21 protein-coding genes are annotated in these 18,641 nt (G+C 67.8%); 13 read left to right on the forward strand and 8 right to left on the reverse strand.

Annotated elements, in window-relative coordinates; all coding sequences use genetic code 11:
- Nucleotides 1-262 (forward strand): hypothetical protein (locus Q8S38_RS22815; protein ID WP_305682627.1); only part of this gene is annotated, 262 nt, incomplete at its 5' end.
- A 12-nt stretch (nt 263-274) separates the two neighbouring features.
- On the opposite strand, the gene Q8S38_RS22820 is transcribed toward Q8S38_RS22815, so the two are convergent.
- Nucleotides 275-496, reverse strand: coding sequence for a hypothetical protein (locus Q8S38_RS22820; protein ID WP_305682628.1), 222 nt, complete (start codon nt 494-496; stop codon nt 275-277).
- Nucleotides 497-562: 66 nt separating this feature from the next.
- Between Q8S38_RS22820 and Q8S38_RS22825 the strand changes: the two genes are divergently transcribed.
- From Q8S38_RS22825 to Q8S38_RS22855, 7 genes are all read left to right on the forward strand, one after another.
- The gene (locus Q8S38_RS22825) at nt 563-1,408 is read left to right on the forward strand and encodes a tyrosine-type recombinase/integrase (RefSeq protein WP_305682629.1); all 846 of its coding nucleotides are present in this window, start codon (nt 563-565) and stop codon (nt 1,406-1,408) included.
- A 42-nt stretch (nt 1,409-1,450) separates the two neighbouring features.
- Nucleotides 1,451-1,807 carry a hypothetical protein gene (locus Q8S38_RS22830; RefSeq protein ID WP_305682630.1) on the forward strand — a complete coding sequence of 119 codons (357 nt, stop codon included), beginning with the start codon at nt 1,451-1,453 and terminating at the stop codon, nt 1,805-1,807.
- Between the two features lie 34 nt (nt 1,808-1,841).
- Nucleotides 1,842-2,510, forward strand: a complete 669-nt coding sequence (locus Q8S38_RS22835) for a peptidoglycan recognition protein family protein (RefSeq protein ID WP_305682631.1) — start codon at nt 1,842-1,844, stop codon at nt 2,508-2,510.
- 41 nt (nt 2,511-2,551) lie between these two features.
- On the forward strand, nt 2,552-2,800 hold the full coding sequence (locus tag Q8S38_RS22840; RefSeq protein ID WP_305682632.1) for a hypothetical protein: 249 nt from the start codon (nt 2,552-2,554) through the stop codon (nt 2,798-2,800).
- A gap of 260 nt (nt 2,801-3,060) precedes the next feature.
- Complete coding sequence (locus Q8S38_RS22845) at nt 3,061-3,444, forward strand: hypothetical protein (protein WP_305682633.1); 384 nt, start codon at nt 3,061-3,063, stop codon at nt 3,442-3,444.
- Between the two features lie 38 nt (nt 3,445-3,482).
- Nucleotides 3,483-3,791 (forward strand): Pam3-gp28 family putative phage holin, encoded by a 309-nt coding sequence (locus Q8S38_RS22850; protein ID WP_305682634.1) that lies wholly within the window; start codon nt 3,483-3,485, stop codon nt 3,789-3,791.
- A gap of 21 nt (nt 3,792-3,812) precedes the next feature.
- Nucleotides 3,813-4,196 carry a hypothetical protein gene (locus Q8S38_RS22855; protein WP_305682635.1) on the forward strand — a complete coding sequence of 128 codons (384 nt, stop codon included), beginning with the start codon at nt 3,813-3,815 and terminating at the stop codon, nt 4,194-4,196.
- 295 nt (nt 4,197-4,491) lie between these two features.
- Here the strand turns inward: Q8S38_RS22855 and Q8S38_RS22860 are convergent, their stop codons facing one another.
- The 6 genes from Q8S38_RS22860 to Q8S38_RS22885 all read right to left on the reverse strand — a co-directional run bounded on the left by Q8S38_RS22860 (nt 4,492) and on the right by Q8S38_RS22885 (nt 11,559).
- Nucleotides 4,492-5,016, reverse strand: a complete 525-nt coding sequence (locus tag Q8S38_RS22860; protein WP_305682636.1) for a hypothetical protein — start codon at nt 5,014-5,016, stop codon at nt 4,492-4,494.
- 359 nt (nt 5,017-5,375) lie between these two features.
- On the reverse strand, nt 5,376-7,013 hold the full coding sequence (locus Q8S38_RS22865) for an ABC transporter ATP-binding protein (protein WP_305682637.1): 1,638 nt from the start codon (nt 7,011-7,013) through the stop codon (nt 5,376-5,378).
- Nucleotides 7,010-7,840: an ABC transporter permease gene (locus Q8S38_RS22870; protein ID WP_305682638.1), complete on the reverse strand. Its 831-nt coding sequence runs from the start codon at nt 7,838-7,840 to the stop codon at nt 7,010-7,012. The genes Q8S38_RS22865 and Q8S38_RS22870 overlap by 4 nt, the downstream gene beginning before the upstream one ends.
- Nucleotides 7,841-7,844: 4 nt before the next feature.
- Nucleotides 7,845-8,822 carry an ABC transporter permease gene (locus Q8S38_RS22875; protein WP_305682639.1) on the reverse strand — a complete coding sequence of 326 codons (978 nt, stop codon included), beginning with the start codon at nt 8,820-8,822 and terminating at the stop codon, nt 7,845-7,847.
- Nucleotides 8,823-9,003: 181 nt separating this feature from the next.
- Nucleotides 9,004-10,611, reverse strand: coding sequence for an ABC transporter substrate-binding protein (locus Q8S38_RS22880; protein ID WP_305682640.1), 1,608 nt, complete (start codon nt 10,609-10,611; stop codon nt 9,004-9,006).
- Nucleotides 10,612-10,707: 96 nt separating this feature from the next.
- Nucleotides 10,708-11,559, reverse strand: coding sequence for a VOC family protein (locus Q8S38_RS22885; protein WP_305682641.1), 852 nt, complete (start codon nt 11,557-11,559; stop codon nt 10,708-10,710).
- A 322-nt stretch (nt 11,560-11,881) separates the two neighbouring features.
- Here Q8S38_RS22885 and Q8S38_RS22890 point away from each other — a divergent pair, with 322 nt between their 5' ends.
- The 4 genes from Q8S38_RS22890 (at nt 11,882) to Q8S38_RS22905 (ending at nt 16,321) form a co-directional block, all read left to right on the forward strand.
- On the forward strand, nt 11,882-13,210 hold the full coding sequence (locus Q8S38_RS22890) for an NAD(P)/FAD-dependent oxidoreductase (RefSeq protein ID WP_305682642.1): 1,329 nt from the start codon (nt 11,882-11,884) through the stop codon (nt 13,208-13,210).
- Between the two features lie 205 nt (nt 13,211-13,415).
- Nucleotides 13,416-14,408: a TRAP transporter substrate-binding protein gene (locus Q8S38_RS22895; RefSeq protein ID WP_305682643.1), complete on the forward strand. Its 993-nt coding sequence runs from the start codon at nt 13,416-13,418 to the stop codon at nt 14,406-14,408.
- Nucleotides 14,409-14,528: 120 nt separating this feature from the next.
- The gene (locus Q8S38_RS22900; protein ID WP_305682644.1) at nt 14,529-15,005 is read left to right on the forward strand and encodes a TRAP transporter small permease; all 477 of its coding nucleotides are present in this window, start codon (nt 14,529-14,531) and stop codon (nt 15,003-15,005) included.
- Nucleotides 15,002-16,321 (forward strand): TRAP transporter large permease, encoded by a 1,320-nt coding sequence (locus tag Q8S38_RS22905; RefSeq protein ID WP_305682645.1) that lies wholly within the window; start codon nt 15,002-15,004, stop codon nt 16,319-16,321. The genes Q8S38_RS22900 and Q8S38_RS22905 overlap by 4 nt, the downstream gene beginning before the upstream one ends.
- A 73-nt stretch (nt 16,322-16,394) precedes the next feature.
- Here Q8S38_RS22905 and Q8S38_RS22910 read toward each other — a convergent pair whose 3' ends face one another.
- Complete coding sequence (locus tag Q8S38_RS22910) at nt 16,395-16,682, reverse strand: hypothetical protein (protein ID WP_305682646.1); 288 nt, start codon at nt 16,680-16,682, stop codon at nt 16,395-16,397.
- 250 nt (nt 16,683-16,932) lie between these two features.
- Between Q8S38_RS22910 and Q8S38_RS22915 the strand changes: the two genes are divergently transcribed.
- Nucleotides 16,933-18,621 carry an ArnT family glycosyltransferase gene (locus tag Q8S38_RS22915; protein ID WP_305682647.1) on the forward strand — a complete coding sequence of 563 codons (1,689 nt, stop codon included), beginning with the start codon at nt 16,933-16,935 and terminating at the stop codon, nt 18,619-18,621.
- The last annotated feature ends 20 nt before the right edge of the window (nt 18,622-18,641 follow it).

Raw genomic sequence — 18,641 nt, forward strand, 5'->3', positions numbered from 1 at the left:
GCCGGTCCCCGATGCCGATGACGGTTCGTTCGCCTACCCGCTGTCCGACTACATCGCCAAGATCTACGAGGTTGCGCTGGTGAAGGACGTGCCGGTCGTGCGCGTGAATGAGGCGCTGGGCGGAAGCTGGGCGATCGGCAATGCGCTCGGCTACTACAACGACAATGTCGGGCATCTGCTGACGCCCGGCAACGCCTTCCTCGCAAATGGCGTCTGGCTCGACGCCTTCAGCCGTATCAAGGCGCTCGGCCTTCCGGCCTGACCCATCACCCATCTACAAGGCAGAGGGGTCCGCGGTTTTCGTCTTCGCCAGGCGCTCACGCCGCTGCAGCTCGGCATCGATGGCCTCGCGGATGAACACGGACATGCGGTTGGGCCCGACGATCGCCTCGATGCGGGCGCGCTGCTGATCGGTCAGCCTGACCTTCGTCTCCTTGACGTGAAGCGCCGGGCGGCCCCTGCGCGCTGGATTAACCGTCCCCTCAAAGTCTGCCATGACACCCTCTCATCCGTCCCCGGAAATCCATTATAACCGGGGACGGATTAACGAAGGGGTTGCGTCATGGTGCAGAGAACGTTCGCCGAGGCCGCCGCCAGCTACATGGCGCTGGGCGGGGAGGGCAAATACCTTCCGCGGATCCTAGCCCGCATCGGCGACAAGCCGGTCACCGAGGTCACCGCCGGCGAGATCAGGTTCCTCGCGCTCGAAATCTTTCCGACCGCGAAGAACTCGACGCGCAACCGGCACGTCATCACGCCTTGCCGTGCCGTTCTCAACCATGCCCACGAGCTGGGCTGGTGCAACTGGCTGCGGATCCGCTCTTTGCGCAATGCGCCGCCAAGGCGCTACGCCCCGCCCGACCAGGACTGGATCGCGACGTTCGTCGAGTTCTGCGACCGCAACCGCCTGCCCAAGCTGGCGGCGCTGATTCTGTTCATGAACCACACCGGCGCCCGGGTGTCGGAGGCGATCGCGCTGCGGGCCGAGCATGTCGACCTCGAGGCGCGCACGGCCGTGCTGGTGAAGACGAAGACCGATCGCCACTCGGAGCGCGCTCTCTCGGCCGAACTGGTCATGCGCATCAGGATGATCGGCCTCGTTCCCGGCGAACGCGTCTTCGGCCAGCGCTGCCGGCACAACGTCAACGATCGCCTGCGCTGCGTCTGCCGGCGCGCCGGGCTCGACTACAAGTCCAGTCACGCCGTCGGCCGGGCGGCCTTCGCGACGAACGCCCTCAACATGGGCCTTGGGATCAGGACCGCGATGGACGCCGGCGGCTGGCGCACCGCGCGGATCTTCCTCGAGGTCTACGTCCACACCGCAGCGGCCGGGAAGGCTGTCGCCAACCGAATCGACCAGACCTTCCCGCCGCCTCGACGGGACTGGCTGCTCGCCGACGCCGCCTGATCCAGCCGCCTCCGGGCGGCTTTCTCTTGCCCGGAGCACATCATGCCGAAACGGTTCTGGCGAGGCCTCGCCTGGGGCCTGCCGATCGCGCTCGTCCTCTGGGCGGGAATCATCGCCGGCGCGCGCCTCGCGCTCGCTCACTCCTGGTATCCGCAGGAGTGCTGCAGCGACCGCGATTGCTGGCCGATGGGGCCGGACGCCGATGCCCGCGAGCCCGACCCGACGATCGTGCCAGGCGGCTATCGCACCCATGACGGGCACTTCATCGCGCAGCGCGACACGCGCCCCAGCCGCGACGGCCGCTTTCACATCTGCCGCGCGGCCGGCGCGCCGGGCGGCGACCCCATCCGGCCCTCCGGCAAACCCGCCTGCCTGTTCGCGCCCGAACCCGCGACCTGACCAGGTCCGCACCCCTCGACATCGGAGCACCATCATGAACACCCGCGAGGTTCAGGCCGCGCTGGCCCGGCTTGGCTATGCGCTCGTCGTCGACGGCGCAGCCGGGCCGAAGACGCGATCGGCCCTGGAGACATTCCAGCGCGGCCGCGGCCTGGCGGCTGACGGGATCGTCGGGCCGCAGACGATCAAGGCCCTGCAGGCGGCGATCGCAGAGAAAGCCGAGCCGCGGACGCAGGCGCCGCCGGCGCCTCCATCGCTGCCCGGATTCGCCCAGCCCCGAGCGACGCGCCGCATCGACGAGATCATCATCCACTGCACCGCGACCCCCGAAGGCCGGGACGTCTCGGTCGAGACCATCCGCGGCTGGCACATCGGACAGGGCTGGAAGGACATCGGCTATCACTGGGTCGTCATGCTCGACGGCAGCGTGAAGCCCGGGCGCCCTGAAGCGCAGGTCGGATCGCACGTCGCCGGCCGCAATAGCGGGACTCTCGGCGTCGTCTATGTCGGCGGTGTCGCGGCCGACGGGAAGACGCCGAAGGACACCCGGACCCCTGCCCAGAAAGCCGCTCTGCTCGCCCATGTGCGGGCGCTGATCGCGCGGTATCCGACGGTCCGCAAGGTGACGGGCCATAATCAGTACGCGGCCAAGGCATGCCCCTCCTTCGACGTCCGCAGGGACGACCTGGGGCGCTTGGTCTGAATCCGAGCCGGGCGGCCTCCCGGCATCCTCAGGAGAGCACCATGATCAAAATGCGCGCGAAGCTTCGCGTCGGCTCCGTCATTCCGCAGGGAGCCAACCACGAGCTGGTAACATTCCATGGCGTTGCCAAAAGCGACGGCTACCCCGCCGACGGCGCCGACGAGAACAACACCTTCGCCAAGTTCTCGCCCTCGGCCAAGTTCGACATCATGATCGCCAATCCGGCGCTGCTCGGCGGATTCGAGCCCGGCGACACCTTCTATGTCGACTTCACGCCCGCGCCGAAATGAAGCGCATCGGCGATCGCACGGCGGCCTGCCCGGCCTGTGGCTCGCTCGCCATCGCTGATGCGCCGCCGACGAATGGCCCTCGGCTTCGCTGCGAGCGTTGCGCGCATGAGGGGCCGCAACGCGCCTTCCTGTCCTGGCATAGCGGCGACGATCGCCGAGCCCGGCCGCCAGTCGTCGGCCATCGGGTGCTGCCGCTGATCCCCTCCGAACTTGATTGACCCGCCGCGGCCGGGCCCGCCGCTGACTTCCGGAGATCCATCATGACCTTCAAACGCCTCTTCGCGGCGATCGCCTTCGCATGCGCGCTCGCCGTCTCCGCCTGCGTCCCGAAGGACGGCGGCGGCCCCGACACCTCGGCCGAGGGCTGGCGCCAGATCGCCGTCGGCGTCGGCACGGTTGTCGGCCCGACCAAGGCCGATGCCGGCGTCGCCAAGGCCTCCGCCCAGCTCGCGCAGTACTGCGGCGCGCTGCAGGCCGTGGCCGCCAGCGCCACGATCTTCGCGCCCGAGAAGCAGCGCAACGCAGCGGCGATCGCCGCTGCAACCATCAACACGGTCTGCGCCAGCCCGCCTGCCGACGTTAGCGCCGCGCTCGTGCTGGCCGCCGACACCTATGCCGCGGTGCGCGCGGCACAGGCGCGTTAGGCCCGCGGCTCTCAATCAACAGCAACGGAGACGACGTCATGTGGAAGCTTCTGAACGACGCGCAGTTCTGGTCGCTGATCCGAACCCTGATCCAGAGCACCGGGGCCTCGCTCGCGGTCGTCGGGATGGTCCATCCCCAGACCGTCGAGCAGCTGGTCGGCCTGACCGCCTCGGCGCAGATCCTGATCGGCGCCGCGGCCAACATCGTCACGACGATCTACAGCCTCGCCATCCGGACCAAGGCCGGCCTGGTCGCGACCGCCGCTGCGCTCCCGGAGGTTCATGAGATCCGGACGACGCCCGAGATCGCCCGGGCGGTGCCCGACCCGACCGTCACCGATCGCTGAACGCGGAACGAAGGCGAGACGATGGCCGACATGCCTCCCTCGGACTGGCTGCACCAGCTCATCGGCGTCAAAACGCACCACATGGCTGCCGGCGTTGCCGGCGGGCTGGTGCGCGGGCTCGTCGCGCGCGGCTTCTCTTGGCCGCAGCGCCTGACCAGCGCGATCGTCGGCGCCGCGACCGCCGGCTACGGCACGCCGGCCGTCATGCCGCTCCTGCGGAAGTGGCTCGATCTCTGGGCTTATCCGACCGGCGACATCGAGGGCTCGACCGGCTTCGCCCTGGGGCTCGTCGGCATGACGATCTGCGATGCCCTGATCCGCTGGGCCCGCCGCTGGCGCGACGGTCCGCCGCCACCGTCACCGCCAGGCTGGCCTTCCAACCATTCGGGTGCCCCGGCACCCTGATCGCCTCGCCCCCGTCACGGGCGGCCTGTTGACCACGGGCGTTTCCTCCCATGACTGGCCCGGCCTCGCTCACGCGGGGCCGGGTCTTTTTTCGTTACGGCCGGGGGTTGATGCCATCGCGCATGGCGAAGCTTGGCTGTCGGCGCTGCTCCTGGCGCCGGCGGAGAGCCAACCATGCTCTATCTCAAGATTGCCGAACTGGTGCTCAAGGCGCTCGAGCTGATCTTTTCCCTATTCAGCTGATCGGCAGCCCCGCGGCCTGGCCCTGCCGATGTGGGGCCAGGCCGAACGCTCTTCAGCGCCAGGCGGTCGCGTCGTCGTGCTTGGCGTCCCATGCCTCGATCGCCTCGACCAGTGCGATCAGCCGCTCCTCCTCGCGCGAGCCCTCCGGCGCGCCCGTCAGGTCCTGGACCTCCTGCGTCGCGGCCTCGTAGTCCTCGACGGTCTTGATGACGACGTTCGGCATGACTGGCCCTCCGGCTGGTTCAACGCGGCGCGGGATCGGCGCGTTCCCATGTGTCATGCCCGTCTTCTCCTGCAGGACGGCATAGTGCGCGATCACGCCCAGCCGCGACGTCAGGTTCCGCCCGCCGCAGGCCGAGCACTGGTAGCGCAGACAGATGTCCGGAATCGCGAGCTCGGCCGGCATGGCATCCGTCGAGACTTCACCGTGATGATGGCAGTCGCTGCACCAGATCTCGGCCTCGCGCACGCCCGCCGCGCGCTCGCTGCCGACCGTCGCCGGTGCGATCTCACGGCCCTCGGCATCATAGGCGCGGCGCGGGTTCCTCATGGAGGGCAGGGTAGGGGCAGACGTCACGCCGGCACAAGCGCGGCATCTCTGCGGCCGCATGAAGATGTTAGGCCAAGTGCTTCCAACTTGCGGCCTGAAACGCATGCGCGTCGCGGCCGGCAAAGTTGGAACGGGCCTTGGCGTTCCTGATGAAGCGAAAAGCCTTCTAAGCTGCTGGTCGCTGGTTCGAATCCAGCCGGGCTCGCCAATCTCCTTGGTGAGGATTGACCTCTCGGGTCGTCCGTCGTTCTGAGACGGATGATCGGTGTGGTTCCGATCGTCTGCTTGACGCCGCCGCGCAGCATCGTCGGGCTCGTTTTGAACGGCAGACGCGCGAGAGAACAGAGAGCCCGTCCGGCGGCCCGCCATGCGGGGCCGCCGCTTCGTCAGGGCGTCTCCGACGCCTGCCGCGATGCCGTTTCCCGCAAACCGAACGCGCGGCCGGGAATCGAGGCGAGCAGAGCCCGCGTGTACTCATGCTGGGGATCGCCGAACACCTGTCCGATCGGGCCCGCTTCGACGACCTCGCCATTCTTCATCACCGCCACGAGATCGCAGACCTGGGCCGCGACGCGCAGGTCATGGGTGATGAAGACGATCGAGAGGCCGAGGCGCTGGCGCAGATCGGCCAGCAGCTTCAGCACCTGCGCCTGGACGGAGACATCGAGCGCCGAGACCGGCTCGTCGGCCACCAGCACGCGCGGCTCCAAAGCGAGCGCACGCGCCAGGCCGATGCGCTGGCGCTGGCCGCCCGAGAATTCATGCGGGTAGCGGTCGGTGGCCGCCGGATCGAGCCCGACGAGCGCAAAAAGCTCGCGCGCCCGCGCCCGCGCGTCTGCGCGAGGCGTGCCATGGACGATCAGGCCCTGCGCGACGGCGTCGCCCGCCTTGCGGCGCGGGTTGAGCGAGGCGAAGGGGTCCTGGAAGACCATCTGGATATGGCGCGTCTCGGCGCGCAGCTCGGACTTGGAGAGGCTGGCGATATCGGTGCCGCCGATGCGGATGGCGCCGCTCTCGGGATCGATCAGGCGCACCAGGCAGCGCGCCAGCGTCGACTTGCCCGAGCCGGATTCACCGACGATTCCGAGCGTTGCGCCGCGGGGCAGGACCAGTGAGACATCGCGCACCGCATGCGTGACGCGCTGGCCGCGGCCGAGGAAGCCGCCGGTGCGATAGGTCTTTGAGACGTGCTCGATGGTCAGGATCGGTTCGGAGGCGAGTTCACGCGGGGGCGGGGCCTTCAGCGGCGGGACCGCGGCGATAAGCTGCTTGGTATAGGCGTGCTGGGGATTGCCGAGGATCGCTTCCGCCGTGCCCTGCTCGACGACGCGGCCCTGGCTCATCACCGCGACGCGGTCGGCGATTTCGGCGACGACGCCGAAATCATGGGTGATGAACAGGACGGCGGTGCCCTTGCGCTTCTGCAGGTCGCGGATCAGTTCGAGAATCTGGGCCTGGGTGGTGACGTCGAGTGCCGTCGTCGGCTCGTCGGCGATCAGCACCCTTGGGTCGAGCGCCAGCGCCATCGCGATCATGGCGCGCTGGCGCTGCCCGCCGGAGAGCTCATGCGGATAGGCCTTCGCCGCCGCGACGGGGTCGGGGATCCGCACCTCTTCGAGCAGGGCCTGGACCTTATCCCTGATCTGCGCCTTGCCGAGATCGGTGTGGAGCTGGAACATCTCGCCGATCTGGTCACCGATGGTGATCAGCGGGTTCAGCGCTGTCATCGGCTCCTGGAAGATCATGGCGATGCCGGCGCCGCGGACCTTGCGCATCTCGGGTTCGCTGAGGCCTGCGAGATCGCGGCCCTCGAACAGGATGCGCCCGCCGTCGATGGCGACGCCAGGCGGCAGGAGACGCATCACGGCATTGGCCGTCATCGACTTGCCGGAGCCGGATTCGCCGACGACGCAGAGAATCTCGTTGGCCTGGAGCGACAGCGAAACCTCGCTCATCGCATGGGGGCGGTCGGCGTTTTTGGGCAGGCTGACGGTGACCGCGTCGAGGGTGAGGATCGCGCTCATCGGCCCTTCAGCCTCGGGTTCAGCGCATCGTTCAGCCCCTGCCCGACCAGCGAGACGGCCAGCACCGTGACGAGGATGGCGACGCCGGGAATGGCGGAGACGTACCATTGCACCCGCAACACGTCGCGCCCGGCGCCGATCAGGTTGCCCCAGGAGGCGACATTGGGGTCCGACAGCTTGAGGAAGGCGAGCGCGCTTTCGAGGAGGATCGCGATCGCCATGACCACGCTGGCATAGACGATGACCGGGGGCAGGGCGTTGGGCAGGATTTCGCCGAAGATCAGCTTCACGTCGCGCAGGCCCAATGTGCGGCCGGCCTGGACGAATTCGCGGTTGCGGAGCGACAGGAACTCGGCGCGCGTCAGCCGCGCCGAGGCCGGCCAGGAGACGATGCCGATCGCGACGGTGACGGTCGTGATGGTCGAGCCGAAGACGGCGACCAGCACCAGCAGCAGGATGAAGTTCGGCAGGGTCTGGAAGGCCTCTGTGACGCGCATCAGGATGGTGTCGACCCAGTCGCCGTAATAGCCGGCGACGGCGCCGATGGTGATGCCGATCACGACGGAGATGATCGTCGCGACCAGGCCGATCAGCAGCGAGATGCGGGCGCCGTGGAAGATCTGCGCGGCGATGTCGCGGCCGGAGTTGTCGGTGCCGAGCAGGAAGCGCGGATTGGCGAACGGCCAGATCAGCGGCCGCCCGGCGAGTGCCAGCGGGTCGCGGGGGTAGAACCAGTCGGCACTGATCGCCATCGCCAGCACGAGCAGCAGCAGCACGAGGCCGATGATCGCCGGCGGGCTGCGGAAGTAGAGCTTCAGGAAGGACATCGCGTCAGCTCCCCGTGGTGATGCGCGGGTCGAGCCGGGCGTAGAGCAGGTCGACGATGAAGTTGACGGTGATGACCAGCAGCGCCGAGACGAAGACGATCCCGAGCAGCGTGTTGAGATCGCGCTGGATCACCGATTCATAGGCGAGGCGGCCCAGCCCCGGCAGCGAGAACACGCTCTCGACCACGACCGAGCCGCCCAGCATCGTGCCGGCCTGCAGGCCGATCAGCGTCACCATCGGCAGGAGCGCATTGCGCAGGACGTGGCGGACGACGACGCGGGTTTCGTCCATGCCCTTGGCGCGGGCGGTGCGGACGAAATCGAGCGTCAGCACCTCCAGCATCGAGCCGCGCATGATGCGCAGGTAGATCGCCATGTAGAACAGGCCGAGCGTCAGCGTCGGCAGCACGAGATGGCGGGCGATGTCGAGCGTGCGGCGCCAGCCGGTGAGCCCGACAGTGATGTCCTCGAAGCCGCCGGCCGGCAGCCATTGCAGGTAGATCGAAAACACGACGATCGCCATCAGCCCGAACCAGAAGGTCGGCATGGCGTAGAAGACGAGGCCCAGCGTCGAGATCAGCGTGTCGGGCCAGCGGTTGACGCCGCGCGCGGCGATGACGCCGAAGACAAGGCCGAAGAAGAAGGCGAGCGAGAGCGAGGCGGTCATCAGCAGGATCGTCGCCGGCAGGCGTTCGGCGATGACGGTCGCGACCGGCTTGCCGTAGATCGCCGAGAAGCCGAGGTCGAGCCGCACCAGCCGCCAGAGATAGTTGCCGAGCTGCGCCCAGGCGGAGACGTCGAGCCCATAATATTGGCGCAGCTGCTTGGCGGTCTCGGCGTCGCCTCCGCCCATCTGCGCCATCAGCGCATCGACCGTGTCGCCCGGCGCGAACTGCAGCAGGACGAAGACCCCGATCAGGATCAGCACCAGCGTCGGGATCGAGGCGGCGAGACGCCGCCCCGCGAGGGTCAGGATGCGCATGGGCTACGCGGTTCCAGGAGCAAGGAGAGCCTGTGATTCCGGCTCGGAAACACGCCGTCATCCTGGCCGAAGCGAAGCGGAGAGCCGGGATCCATCATAGAACGCGTCGGTGCCCTTCGATGGATCCCGGAGCTGCGCCGCTTCGCGGCTTGTCCAGGATGACGGTGAGGTTCGGGTGGCTTCACTCGGCCAACCACAGATCGTGCCAGGAGCTCGAGCCCCAGCGCGGTGTATTGGAGTGGTTGCGCGCCTTGGCGCTGATCGCGGTCAGGAAGATCTGCTCGATCGGCGTCCAGATCGGCAGTTCGGTGTTGGCGCGGCGGACGAAATCGCCATAGAGCGCCTTGCGCTTGGCGGCGTCGACCTCGGTGGCCGCGTCGTCGATGATCTTGTCCATCGTCTCGTCGGTCCAGCCCCACTGATTGGTCCAGGGCGCGCCCTTGGGCTGGCCCGAGCGGTACCAGACGGTTGTCGAGACGGCCGGGTCGTTGCGGTACTGGTGCCAGCCGGTGGCGAGGTCGAAGGCGTGCTCGTCATAGACCTGCTTCAGGAAGCCGCCGCCATCGGTCCTGACGACCTCGACCTTGATGCCGACATCGGCCAGCGACTGCTGGATGAAGGTGGCGAAGAGGGTGATGTCCTCGCCCCAGGGCGCCGGCAGCAGGCGCAGGGAGAAGCGGGTGCCGCCCGCGCCGGCCTTGAAGCCGGCCTCGTCCAGAAGAGCTGCAGCGCGCTTCTTGTCGAAAGGGTACTGCGGGCCGTTGTCGGCCGGGTAGAAATCGGTCGAGACCGAGGGCACCGGGCCGGTGCCGCGCTTGGCGAAGTCGCCGAGGAAGTTCTCGATGAAGAAGGGAATGTCGAGCGCATGCGCGATGGCGCGGCGCACGCGGATGTCGGCCAGCTCCTTGCGGCGGAAGTTGAACTCGATCGTGTTGGTGCGGGCGTTGCCCTCATTGCCCTTGGTCGAGACGATGAAGCGCTTGTCCTTGCCGAGCCGGGCGGCGTCCGAGATCGTCAGGCCCGAGAACGGGCTGTAATGGATCTGGCCGGCTTCCATCTGGGCGGCCGCGGCGGCGCGGTCGGTGACGACGCGCCAGACGATCCGGTCGAGATGGGGCGCATTGGGGCGCCAGTAGTCGGTGTTGCGGTCGGCGATGACGTGCTGGCCGCGCTCATAGGTGACGAATTTGAACGGGCCGGTGCCGATCGGCGCGAGATTGGCCGGGTTCTGGCGAATGTCGCCCTTGCCCTCGTAGATATGGCGCGGCGAGATGTAGCCGAGATCCGGCAGCGCGCGCAGCAGCAGGTTCAGCGGCATCGGCCGCTCATAGCGGAAGATCGCGGTCAGCGGGTCGGGCGTGTCGACGGCGGTGAGGAAGAGCTGCAGCGTCGTCCCGTAGTTGAGGATCTTCTTCCACATCTCCATCGCGGTGAACTGCACGTCCGCCGAGGTAAAGGGGCGGCCATCATGCCACTTCACGCCGTCGCGCAGCTTGAAGGTGATGGTCTTTCCGTCGGGCGCGGCCTCCCAGCTGGTGGCGAGCACGCCGACCGGGTTGCCGGCGGCGTCGAGATCGACGAGCTGCTCCTGGATCTTGCCGCCGATGATGTAGACGCCGGTCGAGGCCTGGAGGCTGGGGTTCAGCTGGCGCTGCTCGGCGCCGTAATGCACGGTGAAGACCCCGCCCTTGCGCGGCGTCTCCTGCGCGAAGAGCGACCGCATCGGGAAGGCGACGCTGGAAGCGATGGCGGCGCTGGTCAGAAGCGCGGCGCGGCGGGTCATGTCCATGGGAAGATCCTCGGTCCTGCGGTCACGTTGGGGAAACGATGCGGGTGGCGGCCGCGGGCGTCAACGGCGCTGCCGCCTAAAATGCGGGCTTGATCGCTATTGCGGCAGGAAGCTGACGACGATGCCGTTGGCGGCATGGGCGGCAACGCTGACGGCGCCATCGTGAGCGGTCGCGAGCGGGCCCAGCACGGCCTTCGCGCCGTCGAGATCGTCGCTCGCCAGAACCAGCGCCACGGCCCCTTCGGTCGCCGCCCCCTTTCGCACCGTGTCCGGGTAGCGGCGTGCGAAGCCGGCGGCGTCGTAGAACAGGATATCGGCCCGCTTGCCGCCGGTGGCGACGCGCCAGCCATCGCCGTCAGCCTGTGCGGGCTCGTCGATCAGGCGGCCCAGATGCGCGGCCGCGGCCTTCGGATCGACGCAGAGAACCTCGAGGCGGATGATCCGCCGCACGCCGTTGGCATGGCTCTGCAGCGCGGGAATCCAGACGGTGTCACGCGTGAGATGCTCGCACGCGAAGATGCGGATGCCGCCGGGATTATCGGCCAGAGGCCAGCGGAACACGTTGAACTTCGCCTCGCCGACGCCGCCATCGGGAAGCTCCACCGGCCGACCGAAATGCACCGGGCCATCGGCCTCGATGCCGTGCGCCTGGAGTTCGAGGACGCCCGCGGCCGCGTCGCTGGTCGTGAAGGCGACACGCTCGACGCCCTCGCGGGTCTTCAGAAAGTCGCGCATGGGCTTGTTGTGTTCGGTCTCGGTGAGGATGCCGAGCAGCTCGAGATAATCCTCGCCGAACATGATCGTGTAATTGCCGGAGCCGAGATGAGGCGAATGCGTTCCGCGCGGCGAGACGGTGAAGCCAAGGCGCTTCCAGGCCGCAGCGGACGCATCGAGATCGCGCACGGTGACCATGACATGGTCGAGGCCGAGGATGTGCTTGAGAGACATGGGAAGCCCTTGGTCGAAATCCGACAGGAGAGGAGTTCACCCGAAGCGTCGGCGCGGCGCAATTGCCCATCCGCTCCGTGCGGACAGCCCCCTGCTGCACTGCAGACATAACGAGGCAGGGATAAATATTCCAAGCACAGAATGATATATCGAGAAATTCGGAAGAACGTGTTCGCGAACGGCGGCCCGCAGAGAAAATCCAACTTCGTTTCTGGCCGAGGCCAGAAGGCCGCCTCTTGCCTCGGCGGCGGCGGGGGGCAAGGATGACAGTTGTGGCGCCCGTCCGGCGGGCGCCTCCTGCTCGCCTCGGGATCATCGCCCCATGTCCGTCACCGCCTCTGTCACCTGGCCGTCTTCGCTCTGGGCCGCGACCGCACCCGCCGGCCCGGCGCTGCCCGCGCTGGAGGGCGACATTCAGGCCGATGTCGTGGTGATCGGCGCCGGCTTCACCGGCCTGTCGACGGCGATCCATCTGCGCGAGACCGGCGTCGAAGTCGTCGTGGTCGAGGCGGCCGAGCCCGGCTGGGGCGCGTCGGGGCGCAACAACGGCCAGGTGATCCCCACGCTGGCGGGTCACGATCCCTCCGCCATGGTCGCCAGACATGGCGAGGCGGGCGAGCGCTTCAACGCCGTGCTGCGCGACAGCGCGCAATATCTGTTCGACACCATCCGCAAATACGACATTCCGGGCGAGGCCGAGCAGACGGGCTGGGTGCAGCCGGTGCATTCGCCGGGGCGCTTCAAGCTCGCCGAGAAGCGCGTGCGCGAATGGTCGGCCATCGGCGCGCCCGTCGAGCTGCTCGACCGGGCGGCGGCCGCGCAGATGACCGGTTCGGATGCCTGGTTCGGCGGCTTCTGGAATCGGACCGGCGGCCACATCAACCCGCTCGCGCTGGCGCGCGGGCTGGCGCAGGTCGCGCTGAAGCTGGGAGCCGCGATCTATGCCCGCTCGCCCGTCGCCAGCATGGCGCGCGAGGGTGACCGCTGGGTGGTGAAGACGGCGAGGGGCTCTGTTACGGCAAGGGCGCTGGTGCTGGCGACCAACGCTTATACGGATGAATTCGAGAGCGGACTTGCGCCCGAGATCGCCGGAGAGGTCATCCCCGTTTTGTCCTGGCAGATGGCGACCAAGCCGATCAGCGACAACATCGCCAAGACCATCATCCCCGGCCGCCAGGCGCTGTCGGACACGCATCGCGAGCTCTATTTCGCGCGCTGGGATGCGCGCAACCGGCTGGTGACCGGCGGCGCGGCGGTGTTCCCGGGTGCCGGCGGCGACAATCTGCGCGGGCCTGTCGGCGAGCGCCTGATGAGGCTCTGGCCGCAGCTGGGCGAGGTCTCCTTCGACTATGTCTGGTCGGGCTATATCGGCATGACGCCCGACGACGTGCTGAAACCCCAGGTTCCGGGCTATCCGCGCATCCACCAGCTCGGACCCAACGGCTTCGGCTGGGTCGGCTGCAACGGCCGGGCCGTGGCGCTCTCGATCTCGCTGGGGCGTGAACTGGCGCAAGCGACGCAAGGCGTGCCGCTCTCGACGCTGGGCCTGCCGCTGTCGGAGCCCAAGGCGCAGCCGATGCGGGACGTCATCCGTCGCATCGCGCCGCTGGCCCTGCCGCTCTACCGCGCGCTGGACGCCCGGGAGATCTAGCGCGATCAGACGTGCCGAGCGGGCCGGGGACGAGCCCTGCGCGCTCACCCCCGACCGGTGGCGGCCAATGTCGAGGCCCCATCGCCGCCTCGGCGGTCGCGCCCTTACGTCACAGGCGATGCGCAACATGATGGCCAAACCGGATTTGGTCTGACATTCTGTCGGCAGCTCCCATCAGAGGAGCGTCAAGGGACAGGAATTCTCCATGGAACGCAGAGTTTTACTCAAAGGCATCGGTGCGCTCACGGCCACCATTGCCGCCCCCGCCATCGTCCGGGCCCAGTCGGTGCCGACGCTGGTCGGCGCCTCGCAGTTCGGCGATGCGCACCCGTTCACCCAGGGGCTCCTCAAATTCGAGGAGCGGGTGAAGGCGCTCTACAACAAGCCGGTCAACTTCACCCTGCACAAGGATTCCTCGCTCGGGCTCGAAAAGCAGTATTTCGAGTACATGGCGCAGGGGAAGAACGTCGATTACGCGATCGTCTCGCCCGCCCATATGTCGACCTTCGCCAAGGCCGCGCCCTTCATCGACGCGCCCTTCGTCTTCCGTGACTTCGCCCATATGGAAGCGGTGGTGAACAAGGGCCTGCTCAACCCGATCGCCGACGAGATCGAGAAGAAGGCCGGCGTCCGGCTGATCGGCTATGGCGGCGGCGGCGTGCGCAACCTCTTCGCCAACAAGCCTCTGAAGAACGTCGCCGAGATCAAGGGCCTGAAGGTCCGCGTCCAGGGCGCGCCGATCTGGTCGCGCAGCTTCGCGGCCATCGGCATGTCGCCGACCGTGATCGCCTATAACGAGGTCTACAACGCCATCCAGAACAACGTCATCTCGGCGGCGGAGAACGAGGCGGCCGGCATCGAGCAGATGAAGTTCTTCGAAGTCGCGCCCAACATCCTGATGACGCAGCACGCCGTCTCGGTCAGGCCGATCTGCTTCTCGATGAAGACCATGGCGACCCTGCCCAAGGACCTGCAGGACGCCGTGATCCAGGCCGGCAAGGAAGCGGCCGATTACGAGCGCAAGATCGAATCGAGCGGCGATTCCGAGATCCTGATCAGGCTCGAGGCGGCGGGCCGGCTGAAGCGGATTCCGTTCGAGGACCGGCCGACCATGCAGAAGCTCGCCGAGCCGATCATGCAGGCCTATGCCAAGGAAATCGACGCCAGCGGCATCCAGACCGCCATCGCCGGCGTCTGAACCCGTCCCGTTCCCGATCCCGTCAGCCCTGGGCGCGTCTTCCGCCCAGGGCTTTGTCTTCGCACGCGGAACCCATTCATGGATGCTTCTTTGCCTGGCAGGCCCAGCCTGTGGCGGCGCATGACGGCTACCTATTCACGACTGCTGTCATCCATCGTCGTTTTCTCCGTCGGCATCCTGGTGGTGCCGGTGATGCTGCAGATCGTCTCGCGCTACTCCAACCTGATCCCCTCCTACATCTGGACGGAGGAGCTGGCCCGCTTCCTGTTCATCTGGACCGTGATGATCGGCACGATCATCGGCGTGCGCGACAGCGCCCATTTCGACGTCGATCTGCTGCCCAGGCTGGGGACACGGGGCGATGCCTTCATGCGCATCGTCTCCAAGCTCGGCGTGCTGACGATCGCCATCGTCTTCGTCACCGGCGGCATCGAATTCACGCAATTCGCCTGGAACCGGACCTCGGAGCTGGCCGAGCTGCCGCTCTGGCTGATCCATGTCGCCTGGCCGATCGCCGGGGCGAGCTGGATCATCTTCCTCGGCGAGCAGTTCGTCGACGATCTTCGGGCCCTCTTCGGAAAGACCATCAGCCCATGACCGGCAGCGTTCTCTCCTCGGGGCAGGCTGCCTCCATCCTCTTCGGCTGCTTCTTCCTCGGCCTGTTTCTGCGCATCCCCGTCGCCTTCGCGCTCGGCCTGGCCTGCCTGCCGATCCTGATCATCGAGCCCCGGCTCGATTCGATGACGCTGATGAGCGAGACCTTCAACGCCTTCAATTCCTTCATCCTGCTGGCCGTGCCGTTCTTCCTGCTCACGGCCAATCTGATGAATGTCGGCGGGGTGACGAACCGGCTGATGAGCCTGTCGCGGGCGCTGGTCGGGCATTTTCCCGGCGGTCTCGCCCAGATCAACGTGGTGCTGTCCTTCTTCTTCGCCGGCATCTCCGGCTCCTCGACGGCGGACGCCGCCAGCCAGTCGAAGATCTTCATCGAGGCGCAGCGCCGGGAAGGCTATGACGACAGCTTCTCGGTGGCGATCACGGCTGTCTCGGCCGTGCTGGCGGTCATCATCCCGCCCTCGATCCTGATGATCGTCTGGGGCGGGATCCTGACGACCTCGATCGGTGCGCTGTTTCTCGCCGGCGTCATCCCCGGCCTTTTGATCGGCGTGGCGCAGATGGCGACGGTCCACACCTATGCCGTCCGGCGCGGCTACCCGACCTATCCGCGGTCCTCGTTCGGGCAGGTCTTCAAGGCCTTCGAGCATTCCTTCCTGGCGCTTCTGACGCCGGGCATCATCATCGGCGGCAAGGTCTTCGGCTGGTTCACGGCGACCGAATCGGCAGCGATCGCGGTGATCTATGCCGGTTTCCTGTCGCTCATCGTGTATCGCGAGATGGATGCCAAGGGGCTGTACGCGGCTCTGCTGGACACCGGCAAGCTCGCCGGCGTGACGCTGTTTTGCGTCGGCACGGCGTCCGCCTTCGGCTGGCTCATGGCCTATTACAAGATGCCGCAGGCGATCCTGACCGGCGTCTCGGCCTGGGGCATGGGCTTCTACGAGACCGGCTTCTTCATCGCCGGCGTCTTCCTGCTCGTCGGCTGCTTCCTCGACGCGATCCCCGCGATCATCATCGTCGGGCCGATCCTGGCGCCTTTGGCCAAGACGGTGATGATGGACCCGGTCCATTTCGCCATGATCGGCATCGTCAGCCTCGCCTTCGGACTGGTGACGCCGCCCTACGGCCTGTGCCTGATGATCGCGTGTTCGGTGGCCGGCATCAGCATGCGCTCGGCGATCCGGGATACGCTGATCATGCTGATACCGATGTTCGTGGTGCTCGCCCTGATCATCATGTGGCCGACCGTCTCGCTGTTCCTGCCGAGCCTGATCTCGCCGGAATTCCTGAACTGACCCATAGTTCCGACGCCGGCGCAGATCGTGCCGGCGTCGGAAGACGGGCAGGTCGCTGCGCGATGGGGGTGGTTCACTCCTCCCGCCCCCAATTCCGCAAGCGCCTGACGGCAGCGGCAGGGTCTGACGGGCGTCGCCGCCACAGGCCGCGCAGCAGTCCGAGTGCGAAGAACAGCCCGAAGCTCGGCAGGGCGACGGCAATCGGCGCCGTGACGAGGCCCATGGCGCAGCCGCCGGAATCGCCCACACCGCATTTCGGATCGAAGAGCAACGCGCCCAGGACCAGGAGTACGGCCAGCGCAGGGCCCAACAGCAGGCCCCAGAGCCCCGCACGCAACGCCTCGACGAACATCCGGCCCATCGGCTGATCCCTTGAGTGCCGAGCCAGCTTAGCGACCCTGCGGTCGTCTGTCATGACGAAGCCGGTCGACCGAGCCGCGCTTGCCGCGGCGCAACATGCAGCGTAAACCGCGCCGGCCGCCGGTTTTGGCGGCCGCGCCTTGATCGTGCCCGAAAAGCCCGTCATCGCGTCGCGAGAGTTTCGGGGACAGCCGGTCCCGTCATTCCCGGCTTCAGGACAGGCGCGATCGGCTGCGGTCGCGAGGATGCTCATGCCGTCGCTAAGCCCCGCGATCGACCGTTTCGCGGCCCTGGCCTGCGCCAGCCATGCCCGCGCCTGCGCGCTGCTCGTGCTGCTGTCGCTTGCGGCCTTCCTGCCCGGGTTCCAGACGCTGCAGCCGCTCGATCGCGACGAGCCGCGCTTCGCCCAGGCGAGCAAGCAGATGCTCGAGACGCGCGACTTCGTCGATATCCGCTTCCAGGACGAGGCGAGGCACAAGAAGCCCGTCGGGATCTACTGGCTGCAGAGCGCCACGGTTGCGGCCGGCGAGGTGTTCGGCGTTCCCGCGGCGCGCACGCAGATCTGGCTCTACCGCATCCCCTCGTTGATCGGCGCGATCGCCACGGTGCTGCTGAGCTACTGGGCCCTTCTGGCCTTCGTCGGCCCACGCCTCGCCCTGTTGGGGGGCGCGCTGATGGCGGCCTGCGTCCTGCTTGGCGTCGAGGCCCGCATCGCCAAGACGGATGCGCTGCTGGCGGCCTGCGCGGTCGCCGCCATGGGCGCGCTGGCCCGGACCTGGCTGGACTGGACACGCTCGCTCGCCTTCGTGCCAAGCTCGCGCAACTGGCTGGTGTTCTGGAGCGCCACCGCGCTCGGGCTGCTCCTCAAGGGGCCAATCGTGCCGATGGTCTGGGGCCTGGCCGTCCTCGTCCTCAGCATCCGCGAGCGGAGCTTTCGCTGGCTCGCGCCGCTGCGCTTCGGCCGCGGCCTTGTGCTGTGCCTGATCGTGGTCCTGCCCTGGTTCCTGGCCATCGCTTGGAAGACCGGCGGCAGCTTCTTTGCCGAGAGCGTCGGACAGGACATGCTCGGCAAGGTCGCGGAAGGCCAGGAGAAGCATTGGGGGCCGCCGGGGCTCTATCTCGTGATCTTCTTCGGCACCTACTGGCCGGCGGCCGCCTTCGCCGCCATGGCCGTGCCCTTCGCCTGGGTGCGCCGGCGCGAGCCCCAGGTCCTGTTCCTGCTGGCCTGGATCGTGCCGTCCTGGCTCGTCTTCGAGGCGGTTCCGACAAAGCTGCCGCATTACGTGCTGCCGCTTTATCCGGCCGTCACGGCGCTGCTGCTGCTGGCGCTGGTCAATGGCGGCATCGACCGTTTCCGACGCGGCGCGGTCGCGACGGCGATGCTCGTCGTGCTGGTGCCGCTGGCGCTGATCGGCGTCATTCTCTGGGGCAACTGGTCGCTCGACAGAACCTTGCCCTACACGGCCCTGCCGTTCCTGCTGCTGGCGCTTCTGGTGGCGACCCGCGTGGTCGCCGCCTTCCGCCGGAGCGACTTCGAGGGCGCGCTCTGGCGCGGAGTGCTGGCAAGCCTGCTGCTCGGCGTCGGGGTCTACGGCTTCGCGGTGGAGAGTCTGCGCTCGCTGAAGTTGTCGCCGCGTCTGGCGGAGGCGACGCAGGCGGTCGGCTGTCCCGATCCGGCGGTGATGACGGTTGGCTATCGCGAGCCCAGCCTCGTCTTCCTGGTCGGCACCGACCTCGCCATGGGCGTCGACGGCGCGGCCGCGGCCGCCTTCCTGAACCAGCCCGGTTGCCGCGTCGCCCTCGTGGAACGGCGCCATGCCGCCAGCTTCGAGGCGGCGATCGCCCAGTCGGGGCTGGCGCCACGGCTGGTCACCACCATCAGCGGCTTCAACCTGAATGGCGGCCGTCGCCTCGACATGGCGGTCTATGCCCGCCCATAACCGCTGCGCCGCGGCCCCCT

This window comes from Allobosea sp. (assembly GCF_030695125.1).
Taxonomy (GTDB): Bacteria; Pseudomonadota; Alphaproteobacteria; order Rhizobiales; family Beijerinckiaceae; genus Allobosea.

Bases quoted from the DNA above. Each gene is read 5' to 3' on its own strand.
- Q8S38_RS22820 (WP_305682628.1), bottom strand. From the start codon at position 496: ATGGCAGACTTTGAGGGGACGGTTAATCCAGCGCGCAGGGGCCGCCCG.
- Q8S38_RS22825 (WP_305682629.1), top strand. From the start codon at position 563: ATGGTGCAGAGAACGTTCGCCGAGGCCGCCGCCAGCTACATGGCGCTG.
- Q8S38_RS22830 (WP_305682630.1), top strand. From the start codon at position 1,451: ATGCCGAAACGGTTCTGGCGAGGCCTCGCCTGGGGCCTGCCGATCGCG.
- Q8S38_RS22835 (WP_305682631.1), top strand. From the start codon at position 1,842: ATGAACACCCGCGAGGTTCAGGCCGCGCTGGCCCGGCTTGGCTATGCG.
- Q8S38_RS22840 (WP_305682632.1), top strand. From the start codon at position 2,552: ATGATCAAAATGCGCGCGAAGCTTCGCGTCGGCTCCGTCATTCCGCAG.
- Q8S38_RS22845 (WP_305682633.1), top strand. From the start codon at position 3,061: ATGACCTTCAAACGCCTCTTCGCGGCGATCGCCTTCGCATGCGCGCTC.
- Q8S38_RS22850 (WP_305682634.1), top strand. From the start codon at position 3,483: ATGTGGAAGCTTCTGAACGACGCGCAGTTCTGGTCGCTGATCCGAACC.
- Q8S38_RS22855 (WP_305682635.1), top strand. From the start codon at position 3,813: ATGGCCGACATGCCTCCCTCGGACTGGCTGCACCAGCTCATCGGCGTC.
- Q8S38_RS22865 (WP_305682637.1), bottom strand. From the start codon at position 7,013: ATGAGCGCGATCCTCACCCTCGACGCGGTCACCGTCAGCCTGCCCAAA.
- Q8S38_RS22870 (WP_305682638.1), bottom strand. From the start codon at position 7,840: ATGTCCTTCCTGAAGCTCTACTTCCGCAGCCCGCCGGCGATCATCGGC.
- Q8S38_RS22875 (WP_305682639.1), bottom strand. From the start codon at position 8,822: ATGCGCATCCTGACCCTCGCGGGGCGGCGTCTCGCCGCCTCGATCCCG.
- Q8S38_RS22880 (WP_305682640.1), bottom strand. From the start codon at position 10,611: ATGGACATGACCCGCCGCGCCGCGCTTCTGACCAGCGCCGCCATCGCT.
- Q8S38_RS22885 (WP_305682641.1), bottom strand. From the start codon at position 11,559: ATGTCTCTCAAGCACATCCTCGGCCTCGACCATGTCATGGTCACCGTG.
- Q8S38_RS22890 (WP_305682642.1), top strand. From the start codon at position 11,882: ATGTCCGTCACCGCCTCTGTCACCTGGCCGTCTTCGCTCTGGGCCGCG.
- Q8S38_RS22895 (WP_305682643.1), top strand. From the start codon at position 13,416: ATGGAACGCAGAGTTTTACTCAAAGGCATCGGTGCGCTCACGGCCACC.
- Q8S38_RS22900 (WP_305682644.1), top strand. From the start codon at position 14,529: ATGACGGCTACCTATTCACGACTGCTGTCATCCATCGTCGTTTTCTCC.
- Q8S38_RS22905 (WP_305682645.1), top strand. From the start codon at position 15,002: ATGACCGGCAGCGTTCTCTCCTCGGGGCAGGCTGCCTCCATCCTCTTC.
- Q8S38_RS22910 (WP_305682646.1), bottom strand. From the start codon at position 16,682: ATGGGCCGGATGTTCGTCGAGGCGTTGCGTGCGGGGCTCTGGGGCCTG.
- Q8S38_RS22915 (WP_305682647.1), top strand. From the start codon at position 16,933: ATGCCGTCGCTAAGCCCCGCGATCGACCGTTTCGCGGCCCTGGCCTGC.